8 protein-coding genes are annotated in these 12,883 nt (G+C 72.6%); 3 read left to right on the forward strand and 5 right to left on the reverse strand.

Annotated elements, in window-relative coordinates:
• The first annotated feature begins 69 nt into the window (after positions 1-69).
• The 3 genes from IE331_RS13410 (at position 70) to IE331_RS13420 (ending at position 5,276) form a co-directional block, all read left to right on the forward strand.
• Positions 70-1,803 carry an alkaline phosphatase D family protein gene (locus tag IE331_RS13410; RefSeq protein WP_192143907.1) on the forward strand — a complete coding sequence of 578 codons (1,734 nt, stop codon included), beginning with the start codon at positions 70-72 and terminating at the stop codon, positions 1,801-1,803.
• Positions 1,803-3,116 (forward strand): alkaline phosphatase family protein, encoded by a 1,314-nt coding sequence (locus tag IE331_RS13415; protein ID WP_192143908.1) that lies wholly within the window; start codon positions 1,803-1,805, stop codon positions 3,114-3,116. The genes IE331_RS13410 and IE331_RS13415 overlap by 1 nt, the downstream gene beginning before the upstream one ends.
• A 189-nt stretch (positions 3,117-3,305) precedes the next feature.
• Positions 3,306-5,276 carry a fibronectin type III domain-containing protein gene (locus IE331_RS13420; protein ID WP_192143909.1) on the forward strand — a complete coding sequence of 657 codons (1,971 nt, stop codon included), beginning with the start codon at positions 3,306-3,308 and terminating at the stop codon, positions 5,274-5,276.
• A gap of 113 nt (positions 5,277-5,389) precedes the next feature.
• Here IE331_RS13420 and IE331_RS13425 read toward each other — a convergent pair whose 3' ends face one another.
• The 5 genes from IE331_RS13425 to IE331_RS13445 form a co-directional block, all read right to left on the reverse strand.
• Positions 5,390-7,459 (reverse strand): ATP-dependent DNA helicase, encoded by a 2,070-nt coding sequence (locus IE331_RS13425; RefSeq protein ID WP_318646824.1) that lies wholly within the window; start codon positions 7,457-7,459, stop codon positions 5,390-5,392.
• A gap of 101 nt (positions 7,460-7,560) precedes the next feature.
• Complete coding sequence (secD, locus tag IE331_RS13430; RefSeq protein WP_192143910.1) at positions 7,561-9,825, reverse strand: protein translocase subunit SecD; 2,265 nt, start codon at positions 9,823-9,825, stop codon at positions 7,561-7,563.
• 198 nt (positions 9,826-10,023) lie between these two features.
• The gene (locus IE331_RS13435) at positions 10,024-10,713 is read right to left on the reverse strand and encodes an SGNH/GDSL hydrolase family protein (RefSeq protein ID WP_192143911.1); all 690 of its coding nucleotides are present in this window, start codon (positions 10,711-10,713) and stop codon (positions 10,024-10,026) included.
• A 116-nt stretch (positions 10,714-10,829) separates the two neighbouring features.
• Positions 10,830-11,789 (reverse strand): sugar phosphate isomerase/epimerase family protein, encoded by a 960-nt coding sequence (locus tag IE331_RS13440; protein WP_192143912.1) that lies wholly within the window; start codon positions 11,787-11,789, stop codon positions 10,830-10,832.
• Between the two features lie 42 nt (positions 11,790-11,831).
• Positions 11,832-12,839, reverse strand: a complete 1,008-nt coding sequence (locus IE331_RS13445; RefSeq protein WP_192143913.1) for a sugar phosphate isomerase/epimerase family protein — start codon at positions 12,837-12,839, stop codon at positions 11,832-11,834.
• Positions 12,840-12,883 lie beyond the last annotated feature (44 nt).

Consider the following 12,883-nt stretch of genomic DNA (forward strand, 5'->3'; position numbering starts at 1 on the left):
GCACGGTGAACGACGTGTGACATCGGCCGCGCTGCCGTCACGCAACCGCGGGCGCCTCGTTGAGCCCGCGTGACCACGTCTACGCAACCGACCAGCCTCGACCGACGTACCGTCCTGAAGTCCTCCGCGGCCACCGCCGGCGCCGCGACCCTGGTGGCCGGCTCCGGCCGGGCCACGGCCAGCCGCGGGCCGTTCCGGCACGGCGTCGCCTCCGGGGACCCGCTCCCGCACGCCGTCGTGCTCTGGACTCGGGTGACCCCCACCGACGCCGCCACCCCCGGCTCGGGGGTGGGGCCGCGGACATCGGTCACCTGGCAGGTCGCCACCGACCGCGCGTTCCGCAACGTGGTCCGCTCGGGCCGGGCGGCGACCGGGCCGGCCCGCGATCACACGGTCAAGATCGACGCGACCGGGCTCCGGCCGGCACGCTGGTACTACTTCCGCTTCCGGCACCGCGGCCAGTCCAGCCCGGTCGGGCGCACCCGCACCGCACCGGCCCGCGACGCCGACGTGGCCAACCTGCGCCTGGGCGTCGTGAGCTGCGCGAACCTCCAGGCCGGCTGGTTCAGCGCCTACCGGCACCTCGCCGACCGCGACGACCTGCACGCCGTGCTGCACCTGGGCGACTACCTCTACGAGTACGCCCCGGGCGAGTACGGCTACGGCCGGGAGAACGCCGACATCCGACCGCACCGGCCGGCGCGGGAGATGGTCTCGCTGGCCGACTACCGACAGCGGCACGGGCAGTACAAGCGCGACCCCGACCTGCAGCGCCTGCACGCGGCGTACCCGTTCATCGTCACCTGGGACGACCACGAGGTCACCAACGACCAGTGGCGCGACGGCGCCGAGAACCACCAGGCCGACGAGGGCGGCTACCGGGTCCGCCGGGCCCGGGCGCACCGCGCGTACGACGAGTGGATGCCGGTCCGGATGAACGGCACCGCGGACCTGCGCGACGGCACCCGGCTCTTCCGGCGGCTGTCGTTCGGCACGCTCGCGGAGCTGAGCATGCTCGACCTGCGCACCCACCGCGACCAGCAGGTCGCCTCAAGCGTGCCCGAGTCGCCGGTCGGGCCGTACGCCGACCCCGAGCTCAGCGACCCCGACCGCACCATCACCGGACGCCGGCAGATGGACTGGCTCAAGGACTCGCTGGCCCGCGACCGCGCCCAGTGGAAGCTGGTCGGCAACCCGGTGATGATCGCGCCGGTCACGTTCGGCTCGGTGCCGCGCGACCTGATCGGCCCGGTCAACGACGTGACCGGCCTGCTGCCCGACGACGGCCTGGCCTACAACGCCGACCAGTGGGACGGCTACACCGACGACCGGCGCGAGGTCTTCGCCCACATCCGTGACCGCGGCGTCACCGACACCGTCTTCCTCACCGGCGACATCCACTCCGGCTGGGCGTGCGACCTGCCGTACGACGTGGGGGCCTACCCCGCCGCCCGGGAGAGCGCCGGTGTCGAGTTCGTGTGCACCTCGGTGACCAGCAACAACCTCAAGGACATCACCGGCACCCCGCCCGGCACCAGCAGCCGGGCGGTGGAGACCGCGATCATGGCCGGCAACCGGCACGTGAGGTACCTCGACTTCGACAACCACGGCTACTCGGTCCTCGACATCACCCCGGCCCGGGTGCAGATGGACTGGTACGTCATCGGCGACCGGGCCGACCGGCGGGCCGGGGTGCGGTGGAGCGCGTCCTACGCGTGCGACTCCGGCACCCAGCGGGTGCGCCCGGTGGGTGGGCCGGTCACGGGACCGGTCGAGGTGCCGGCTCGGGAGGGTGGTGCGTGATGGCCTCGACGGGCTCGCCCAGCGCGACCGGCTCGACCAGCGTGACCGGCCCGGCCAGCGTCACCGGTGGGGTGGGCCGGCGATCCCTGCTCAAGGTGGCCGGAGCCGGCGGCGCCGGCCTGCTGTTCTCCTCCGCGCTCGGGGCACCGGCGGCCGCGGCCGGCGGGAGGCGGTGCTACGTGCTGGTGCTCGACGGGCTGCGCCCGGGTGAGATCTCGGGCGGACTGATGCCTAACGTGCGGGCGCTGCGCGACGGCGGGCGGAGCTTCCCGCGGGCCTCCTCGCTGCCGGTCGCCGAGACCATCCCCAACCACGTGATGATGATGACCGGTGTGCGGCCCGACCGCAGCGGCGTGCCCGCGAACACGATCTACGACCGCCGGCTCGGCGAGGTGCGCGAGCTCGACCGGCCCTCCGACCTGCGCGCGGACACCGTCATCGAGCAGCTCAACCGGACCGGGCGGGCCACCGGCACGGTGCTGAGCAAGGAGTACCTGCACGGGATCTTCGGCGAGCGCGCCAGCCACCGCTGGGAGCCGCAGCCGCTGGTGCCGGTCTCCGGTCACGCGCCGGATCAGTTCACGATGGACGCCGCGATCTCCATGGTCGAGGAGTTCGACCCGCACCTGGTCTTCGTCAACCTCGGTGACGTGGACCGGGTCGGCCACAGCGACGTCAGTGGCACCACGCTCGCCCTGGCCCGCCGCGCCGCCCTGGTCTCCACCGACCAGCAGGTGAAGCGGTTCGTGGACCTGTTGAAGGACACGGGCCGCTGGGAGCGGTCACTGGTCGTGGTGCTCGCCGACCACTCGATGGACTGGTCGACGCCGGGCGACCTGATCTCGCTGCAACCGGTCATGGACGCCGACCCGCTGCTCGCCGGCAAGGTCCGGATCGCGCAGAACGGCGGCGCCGACCTGCTGTACTGGGTCGGCGGGGCGAAGCGGCGTGAGGCCGCGGTGGCCCGGATGCGCGCACTGGCCGAGCGGCACCCGGGGGTGCTGGTGGCGCACGACCGCGCCGCGCAGCGGTCCTCGCTCCGGCTGGGGCGCCGGGCCGGCGACGTCGTGGTCTGGTGCCGGGCCGGTTGGCGGTTCAGCGACCCCGACGCCACGGCCAACCCGATCCCGGGCAACCACGGCCACCCCGCGTCGTACCCGATCCCGTTCTTCCTCGCCGGCGGGCACCGCCTGGTCCGGGCGGGCACCACCTCCTCGGCGCACGCGCACACCGTCGACGTGGCGCCGACGGTGGCGCGGTTCTTCGGCCTCGACGCACCGCCCGGCGGCTGGGACGGCCGGCGCCGGATCTGAGGCGCCGGATCTGAGGCGGCGGATCTGCGGCTGGCGCGTCCGCCGCCCCCGGCCCCTCCCGGCGCCCCGTGGGACCCGGGCGGCCCGGGCGACCACGCCGAACCGGCGTGGCCGGATCGGCGTGGCCGGATCGGGTGGTTCCGGCCCGTTCCGCCCACACGCACGGGCGACTGACCCCATCATGACCGCATGCGCCGCTTCCCCCTGGTGCCGCTGGTCCTCGGGATCGCGCTGGCCGTCTCGCTCACCACGCCCGCCCTCGCCGGACCGTCGGCGGATCCCGCACCCGGCCCCGGCATCGGCCCGGACGCGCGGCTGCGCGCCGCCGCCGCGGTCAACGGGATGTCCGCCACCCGGCTCGAGCGTCTGCTCGAGCGGGACCCCGCGGCCCGGCTGGACCGCGGCGGCCGGCTGTTCTACCGCGACACCGCCAAGGCGGGTGCCGCGGGCGGCGCGGAGAGCGGGGGGCCGACGACCTCGGCCCGCGCCGTACCGGCGGCGCCTTTCCCCTACGCCGAGACCTTCACCCTGCACAGCCGCCCGGGGTCGAACCGGACCATCTACCTCGACTTCGACGGCCACAGCGTTGTCGACACCGCCTGGAACGACCAGGCCGGGGTGCAAGCGCGCAACTACCCGGGGCTCAGCCTCGACGCATCGGCAACCTTCAGCGATGCCGAGCGCGACATCGTCCAGGACGTGTGGCTGCGGGTCAGTGAGGACTTCGCGCCGTACGACGTCGACGTCACCACCCAGGACCCGGGCCGGGCCGGGCTCACCCGCGACAGCAGCGGGGACCAGGTCTTCGGGGTGCGCGCCCTGGTCACGCCCGTGAACTGGTGTGGCGGCGGCTGCCTCGGCGTCGCCTACGTCGACGTGTTCGACAAGGTGTCGTCGACGGGGTACTTCCAGCCGGCGTGGGCCTTCTCCGACGAGGTGGACAACGACCCCATCCAGATCGCGGAGACGATCACGCACGAGGTCGGGCACACGCTCGCTCTGAACCACGACGGGCAGAACAGCGGGTCCGCCTACTACGTCGGACACGGCATCTGGAGCCCGGTCATGGGTGCGGCGTACGGCGCGCTCACCCAGTTCAGCAAGGGTGAGTACGTCGATCCGGACAACCTCCAGGACGACCTGGCCGTGATGGCGAAGTCTGGCATCGCCTACCGGCAGGACGACCACACCGTGCCCACGGGAGCCCCTCTCTCACGAGCGGTGACTGGTGTGATCGGCCGCCGCACGGACACCGACACGTTCGCGGTCACCCAGGGCTGCGCCGGCCCGTTCACCGCCACTGCCTCCCCCGCTCCCCGCGGCCCGAACCTCGACATCCGGCTGACATTGCGGAGCGCGGACGGATCCTTGGTGAGCAGCAACGATCCGCCGTCGGGCCGGGGCGCCAACGACTTCGAGGCGGTCGGGCTCGACGCGCAGGTCACCTCGAGCAACCTGCCGGCCGGCAGCTACACCCTCGAGATCGACGGCGTCGGTGCCGGCAATCCTCGGAGCACGGGCTACTCCGACTACGGCAGCATCGGCGGGTACTCGCTCGACGTCGATGCGTCCTGCGCCGTCGCGGCTGCACCGACCCAACTCAACTCCCTGACCGGATCGGCCACGCCGACGTCGGTCACCGCCACGTGGCGACCTCCGACCAGCAACGGCGGCTCCGCCGTCACCGGCTACCTCCTCACGTTCGGAGGTACGACGGTCTCGCTCGCCGCGGACGCACGGGAGCACACCTTCACCGGCCTGGCACCGGGCACCGACTACGCCCTGCGGGTGCACGCGGTGAACGCCGTCGGCGCCGGCCCCGAGCGGGCGATCTCGGTGCGCACCCCGGCCACCCGGCCGGGTGCGGCCCGGATCCGCGACGCGGTGGCTGGCTCCCCCGGCGGGAAGGTGACCGCGAAGGCCCGGTGGCGGGCTCCCCTGGAGTCCGGTGGCTCGACGCGCACGCGGTACAAGCTCCGGGCGTTGAGGGTGGACTCCAGCGGGGACGTCGTGGGGCGGAAGACCGTCACCGTCGACCCGGACCGCCGCAAGAAGGTCGTGAAGCTGGCGCCGGGCCGGTACGTGTTCCGGGTGCGTGCGGTGAACGCGGTCGGCGCCGGACCCTGGTCACCGAAGTCCAACCGGGTCCGAGCCCGCTGAGACGCCGACCCGTCGCTTGTGTCGGGTTGAGACACCTCGACCCGTCGCTTGTGTCGGGCGCTCGGTGACACAAGCGACAGGTCGGCGGTCTGGAGGCCTACACAAGCGACGGGTCAGGGGGCGTTGGGGGTGGCGAGGCGGGTCAACGCCTGGCGCACCACCTGTGCGTCCTGCGTGGCCCACATCGGGGGCAGGCTGGCCTTCAGGAAGCCGCCGTACCGGGCGGTCGCCAGGCGCGGGTCGAGCACCGCGACCACGCCGCGGTCCTCGGTGGTGCGGATCAGGCGACCCGAGCCCTGGGCCAGCAGCAGCGCCGCATGGGTGGCCGCGACCTGCATGAACCCGTTGCCCCCGGCCTGGTCGACCGCGCGTTGGCGGGCCGACATCAACGGGTCGTCGGGCCGGGGGAACGGGATCCGGTCGATGATCACCAGCTGGCAGGTCTCCCCCGGCACGTCGAGGCCCTGCCAGAGGCTGAGGGTCCCGAAGAGACAGGTGTGCGGGTCCTCGACGAACTGGCGGCCGAGCTCGGCCAGCTGGGCGTCCCCCTGGGCCAGGGTGGTCAGGTGCGGCAGCCGGCGGCGTACCTCCTCGGCGGCGGTCTCCGCGGCCCGACGGCTCGAGAACAGGCCGAGGGTGCGACCCTGGGCGGCGTCGACCAGGTCGGTGATCTCGTCCAGCTGGGCAGACCCGAGGCCGTCCCGGCCCGGTGGGGGCAGGTGCCGGGCGAGGTACAGGATGGCCTGCTTGCCGTAGTCGAACGGGGAGCCGACGTCCAGGCCCCGCCACGGCTGCGGGTCCTGGCCCCCGTCGCCCCCGTCGGCCCGGTCGCCCCCGTCGGTGCCTCCCGGACCCCGGTCCGAGGCCGGCAGGTCGGGGCCCGGCACCTCCGGCGCCGTCACCCGCTCGGTCGGCTTCAGCCCGACCGAGGTCGCCACCGCCGTGAAGTCGCCGCCGAGCATCAGGGTGGCGGAGGTGAACACCACCGTCTTCTCGGCCAGCAGCTTGTCGCGCATGGGACCCCACACCTGGAGCGGCGCCACACACAGCTGGGGACCGCCACGGGCCGGGTCCCGGTCGTTGCGCCAGAGCACGTCGGTGGCCAGGTCGGCGGCCATCCGGTCGGCGTGGTCGAACACCTCCTGCACCATCGCCTTGGCCTGCGCCCGTCCTGCGTCCGCGTCGGCGTCCTTGTCCTTCGGCATGGCGCCCACACAGGCCCGGGCCGCGTCACGGACCAGGACGAGCGCGTCGCCGAGGTCGCCGGGCAGGGAGTCGAGCCGGCCCGGGGCGAGTGCCGAGAGCGCGTCGCCCAGCGCCCCGGCCGCGTCGTCCAGGTCGTTGGCCTCGTCGCCGTCGACGTGCCGCTGGGCCCGGCGGGCGGCCCGCTCCACCTCGCTGGCGCTCAGCTCGTCGGTCGCCGCCTGGGTGATCCGGGAGACCACCTCATGGGCCTCGTCGACCACGACGACGTCGTAGTCGGGGATCATCGGGATCCCCTCGACGGCGTCGATGGCCAGCAGGGAGTGGTTGGTCACCACCAGCTGGGAGTCGGCCGCGCGGTCCTTCGCGAGCTCGGCGAAGCACTCCTCGCCGAACGGGCACCGGGCCTTGCCGAGGCACTCGCGTGCCGACACCGACACCTGCCGCCAGACCCGGTCGGTGTGCCGGGGGGCGTTGTCGCGCTCACCGGTGCCCCGCGACGTCGCCTCGCCCTCGGCCCACTCGCGCATCGCCAGCACCTCGGCCCCCAGCGAGCCGGCCGGGACGTCGACCAGGGTGCCCTGGTCGTCGGGCACGCCCTCCCGGATCCGGTGCAGGCACGCGTAGTTGGAGCGGCCCTTGAGGACGGCGTACGACGGGTCGACGTCGTCGTGACCGCCGACCGCCTCCACCAGCCGGGGCAGGTCGCGCTCGACCAGCTGGTGCTGCAGGGCGAGGGTCGCGGTGGCGATGACCACGCGGTCCCCGTGCAGGAGGCTCGGGACCAGGTAGGCCAGCGACTTGCCGGTGCCGGTGCCGGCCTGGACGAGCAGGTGCTGCCGCTCGCGCAGGGCGTCGGCGACCGCCTCGGCCATCTGCACCTGTCCGGGGCGCTCCTGGCCGCCGAGGGCGGAGACCGCCTCGGCGAGCACCTCGCGCACGCGCCGGGTCTCCTCGGCGGGCGGATCGGCTTCGGGCACCGCAGAACCCTACAAGCACCCACCCCTCCCGCCCGGGTCGCGTGCACACCTGGTGGCCGGGGCAGCCACCTGAGCCCTCGAACCCGCTCGGGACAGGGGGATCAGACGACGGCGCCGGAGTCCTCCGGGTCGCGCTCCTTGCGCTCCCGCCTCTCCCGCGAGAACGGCGCCCGCTCCTGGAAGTAGGTGAGCAGCGGCGTGGCGGTGAACACCGAGGAGTAGGTGCCGATGGCGAGACCGATCAACAGTGCGATCGCGAAGTCCCGCAGCGAGTCGCCGCCGAGCACGGCGAGCGCGGCGAGGATGAACATCGCGCCGAGGCCGGTGTTGACCGTGCGCGGCATCGTCTCGATCGAGGCGCGGTTCGCCACCTCGGGGAACGTGCCGGTGCTGGTGCCGGTCCAGCGTTCTCGGATGCGGTCGAAGACGACCACGGTGTCGTTGACGGACAGACCGATGATCGTCAGCGCGGCGGCCAGGAAGACGCCGTCGATCGGCTTGCCCAACCAGGCGAAGACACCGGTCACGATGATCACGTCGTGGAACATCGCGATCACCGCCGCGACACCGAAGGTCCACTTGAACCGCACCGCGAGGTAGAGCATCTGCACCGCGAGCGCGATCCCGAACGCGATCAGTGCCTTGTTGCGCAGCTCGGTGCCCAGGCTGGCGCCGATCTGCTGGTCGTCCTCCTTGGTCACGGTCCCGCCGATCTCACCGAGGGCGTCCTGGATCGACTGCTCCTCCGCGTCGGAGATCCGGCTGGTGCGCACCGTGATGTCACCGGTGTCGGCGGTCTGGACGACGGCCTCGGGGTAGCCGGCTCCGGCGACGGCGTCACGGGCGTCGTCGATCGAGACGTCCTGGGACAGCGAGTAGTCCATGGTCCGGCCGCCGGTGAACTCGACGCCGAGGTTCAGCCCGACCCCGAAGATCCCGATCAGCGCCAGCACCATGGCCGCGCCGGAGATGCCCAGCCAGCTGCGCCGCCTCGACATCAGGTCCGGGTCCTTGCGGTTCAGCCAGGTGCGGACCCGGCCGATGTTCGACAGTCCCGTGATGCCGGGCTTGCGCGAGGCCACCTTGGTCGAGACGCCGATCTCGGTGAGCACCCGGGCGATCACCAGCGCGGAGATCATCGAGGCGATGACACCGATGGACAGCGTGACGCCGAAGCCCTTGACCGGGCCCGAAGCGAGCAGGAACAGCAGCGCCGCGGCCAGCAGCGTGGTGACGTTGGAGTCGATGATCGCCGTCCACGCCTTGTTGAACCCGGTCTGCAGCGCTCGTCGCATGCCGGCGCGCGGGTTCTCGGCGTACTCCTCCCGGGCGCGCTCGAAGACCAGCACGTTGGCATCGATCGCCAGGCCGATCGCGAGCACGAAGCCGGCCAGACCGGGCAGGGTCAGCGTCGAGCCCAGGGCGAGCAGCATGGCGTAGGAGAGCAGCGCGTACGACGCCAGCGCGATCGTCGCGAGCCCGCCCACGAGCCGGTAGATCACGAAGATGAACAGGCCGGTGAGGATCAGGCCGATGATGCCGGCCTCGATGGAGGCGTCGATGGCGGCGGCGCCGAGGGTGGGCCCGACCAGGCGGTCGGAGATGATCGTCACCGGCAGCGGCAGGGCGCCGCCCTCGATGAGGATCGCCAGGTCGCGGGCCGACTCGGCGTTGAAGTTGCCGGAGATGTTGGTGCCGTTCTCGATCCGGCTGCCGCACGGGACCGAGACGTCGGGCGAGGAGATGATCTTCTCGTCCAGGACGATCGCGATCCGGCCCGGGTCGCCGGTCTCGCAGGCCGCCGTACCGCTCAGGTCGCCGAAGGCGTCGGAGCCCTCCCCGTCGAAGTCGACGCTGACCTCCCAGCCGACCCCCTGCTGGGGCTGGACCGCGTCGGCGGAGTTGATGTTGTCGCCGGTCAGGGCGGTCGGGCCGAGCTCGAGGATCTCGCCGGTCTCGGCGTCCTCGTAGATCACGTTGTTCTTCTTGTTCGTCTCGGCGTCGAGCGAGGCCGCCTGCCCGATCACGGGGTGGATCGTCAGCTGGGCGGTCTGGCCGAGCGCCTCCTCCGCGTCGTCCGCGTTGTCGACGCCGGGCAGCTCGACGAGGATCCGGTCCTCGCCCTGGCGGATCAGGGTGGACTCGGAGACGCCCAGGGCGTCCACCCGGCCTCGGAGCACCTCGACCGCCTTGTCGACGTTCTCCGCGTTGGCCTCGACGTCCTCGGTGCTCTCGGCCTGCAGGATGAACTGCGCCCCGCCCCGGAGGTCCAGTCCGAGCCGCGGCTCCTTGTTGAGACCGAGGGCGACGCACCCGGCGAGGAGGCCGAGGACGAGGAGCAGACGAATGAGGGCACCGCGCGACATGGGGCACATCTTCGCCGATGTGCGGTCGGTCACCGCACCCGGGTGGGTCGCGGCGGATGGCGTGTCGGTGCGGCGGAGGTGCCCAACGGCCGCAATTGCGCCCGAATGACAGTGAATCTGCCCTGCGCACTGTCACACGGCCGCAATTGCGGCGCTTTGACAGTGCCGGCCGCTGGCGCCGGCGAGGACGCCCCCGGCTCAGCCGGCGAACGCCGCCGCGACCGCGTCACCGAAGGCCCGGTGCCCCTCGGGGGTCAGGTGCAGCTGGTCGTCGAGGTAGGGCAGGTCCAGCTCGTAGGTGCCGACGTACGGCACGCCGGCCAGCGCGGCCTCCTCGGCGAGGAGGGCGTCGACGTGCGCGGCCGCCCGGGCCCGGGCCGGTGCCGGTGGCGGCCCCACGAGCAGCACGGGACGGCCGGCCAGACCCTCGAGCAGGCGACGTACGCCGAGGCGCACGGCCCGGTCGCTCTGGTCGTGGTCGTTGAGCCCACCCTGGACGACGACCAGACCGTTGTCGCCGCGCAGCGCACGGGTCGCCCGCTCGGCCCGGTCGGCGAAGGACACCGCGCCGCACGAGCTGGCCCGGGCGCTGAAGCCCGACCCGGAGAAGCCGTACACGTGCACCTCCCCGGGCAGCCGCGAGGGCCACGACCCGGTCGGGTCGGCCAGGCCCAGCCCGGCCGAGTAGGAGTCGCCGATGACCGCCACCCGCTCGCCCGAGCCGCTCACCTGGGCCTCACGGGCCGATGACTCGGCGGCGAACCGCTCGCAGCGGGACACGTCGCCGCTGACCGCACTGGTGACCACGAGCGCGGAGAGGGTGCCGACCACGACCAGCACCACGACGGCGATGCGCAGCGGCAGCAGACGACGACCCGGGACACCCATGCCGTCCATCCTGCGTCAGACGGTCACGATCTTCACATCGTGCCGGGGGACAGTTGCCGAGTCGTGACCGGGTGCGGCGTCGGGAGAGGGGAGGCCCGGCGCCGCACCCGGCGGACTCAGAAGCGCAGGTTCCGCAGGTAGGCGTAGCCCACGTCGGCCGTCTGGATCGGCGTCACGTCGGGGGTGTCGTTCTCGACGATGTACTCCTCCACCCTGTGGGCGTCGAAGATCCGCGCGAAGTCGATGTAGCCGGTGCCGAGATCGGCGTGGTCCCCGTTGGCCGGGTTCCGGTCCTTCACGTGGTACTGACGGACCTGCTGCGGGGCGTCCTGGATGACGTCGATCGCGAAGTCGATGGAGTCGTCATCGCTCAGGCCGAGACCCTTGCCGCCGGTGACCGCCCAGTAGAGGTCCACCTCCAGGTGCACCAGCCGCGGGTCGAGCTCGTCGGTGAGCACGTCCCACGGGGTGACACCACCCCCGAGGTCGGTCGTGAACTCGTGGGCGTGGTTGTGGTAGCCGTACCGGATCCCCCGCTGCTTCGCGGCGGCGGCCTCGACGTTCATCCGCTCCGCCCAGCCCTGCCAGGCCGCCCGGTCGCTCGAGGCCAGGAAGGGCACGACCATGAACTTCTGTCCCATGGTCTCGGCGTTGTCGAGCTTGGCCTCCAGGGCCTGGGCGCTGGAGCTGATGCCGTCGTGGCTCGAGGAGGCCCGGATGCCGAGGCCGTCGAGCGTGGCCCGCATCTCCGCCGCGGTCCGACCGTAGTAGCCGGCCAGCTCGACACGCGGGTAGCCGGTCTCCGCGAGGTGCGCGAGCGTGGTGTCGACGCCCTCGCCCCGCATGATCGCCCGGAGCGTGTAGAGCTGGATGCTGATCTTGCCCGGCGGCACCGGACGTCCCTTCGCGTTCCCGCGACCGGGGTGCGCCGACGCAGCGGCCCCCACCCCGGTCGTCGCGAACGCCGCGGCACCGGCCGCCGTGGCGACCGTGTTGCGGAGCAACGAGCGACGGCTCATCCCCCGCTTCTCCATCGAGCGCTGCAGCGCTCCTTCTCCGTCATAGCCGTAGCACATGCTGTTTCCTCTCCTTGTGGGTTCCCCGACCGGTGTGGCCGGTCAGTCCTTGGTGGCGAACGCGGCGTCGAAGGCCGCCTCGGGTGCGTCGAAGGCCAGGCGGCGGACGAACTCCAGGGCCTCGGGGGCGCCGACGAGCCGGTCCATCCCGGCGTCCTCCCACTCGATCGAGATCGGGCCCTGGTAGTCGATCGTGTTCAGCATCCGGAAGCACTGCTCCCACGGCACGTCACCGTGACCGGTGGAGACGAAGTCCCACCCGCGCCGCGGGTCCGCCCACGGCAGGTGCGAGCCCAACCGCCCGTTGCGGCCGTTGCCGGTCAACCGCTTCGCGTCCTTGCAGTCCACGTGGTAGATCCGGTCCCGGAAGTCCCACAGGAACCCCACCGGGTCCAGGTCCTGCCACACGAAGTGGCTGGGGTCCCAGTTCAACCCGAACGCCTCGCGGTGACCGATCGCCTCCAGGGTGCGCACCGTGGTCCAGTAGTCGTAGGCGATCTCCGAGGGGTGCACCTCGTGCGCGAACCGCACCCCGCACTCGTCGAACACGTCCAGGATCGGGTTCCACCGGTCCGCGAAGTCCCGATAGCCGGCCTCGACCATCTCCTCGGTCGCCGGCGGGAACATCGCCACGTACTTCCAGATCGAGGACCCGGTGAACCCCACCACGACGTCGACCCCGAGCCGCTGCGCGGACCGGGCAGTCAGCTTCATCTCCTCCGCCGCGCGCTGCCGCACCCCCTCGGGGTCCCCGTCACCCCACACCCGTGCCGACAGGATCCCCTGGTGCCGCGCGTCGATCGGGTCATCGCACACCGCCTGACCCTTGAGGTGGTTGGAGATCGCGAACAGCTGCAGGCCGTGCCGCTCCAGCACCTCGAGCTTCGCCTTCACGTACGCGTCGTCCTCCGCGGCCTGCCACGGGTCGAGGTGGTCACCCCAGCAGGCGATCTCCACCCCGTCGTACCCCCACCCCGAGGCGAGCCGGCACACCTCCTCGAACGGCAGGTCGGCCCACTGGCCGGTGAACAACGTGATCGGACGTGTCATGGGGTGTCCCTTCGGGTGTCGGGTCGCGGACGGGGGGGCGGCTC

This window comes from Nocardioides donggukensis (assembly GCF_014842875.1).
Taxonomy (GTDB): Bacteria; Actinomycetota; Actinomycetes; order Propionibacteriales; family Nocardioidaceae; genus Nocardioides; species Nocardioides donggukensis.

Coding starts and splice junctions, on each gene's coding strand:
- IE331_RS13415 (WP_192143908.1), top strand. CDS start 1,803: ATGGCCTCGACGGGCTCGCCCAGCGCGACCGGCTCGACCAGCGTGACC.
- IE331_RS13420 (WP_192143909.1), top strand. CDS start 3,306: ATGCGCCGCTTCCCCCTGGTGCCGCTGGTCCTCGGGATCGCGCTGGCC.
- secD (WP_192143910.1), bottom strand. CDS start 9,825: ATGTCGCGCGGTGCCCTCATTCGTCTGCTCCTCGTCCTCGGCCTCCTC.
- IE331_RS13435 (WP_192143911.1), bottom strand. CDS start 10,713: ATGGGTGTCCCGGGTCGTCGTCTGCTGCCGCTGCGCATCGCCGTCGTG.
- IE331_RS13440 (WP_192143912.1), bottom strand. CDS start 11,789: ATGTGCTACGGCTATGACGGAGAAGGAGCGCTGCAGCGCTCGATGGAG.
- IE331_RS13445 (WP_192143913.1), bottom strand. CDS start 12,839: ATGACACGTCCGATCACGTTGTTCACCGGCCAGTGGGCCGACCTGCCG.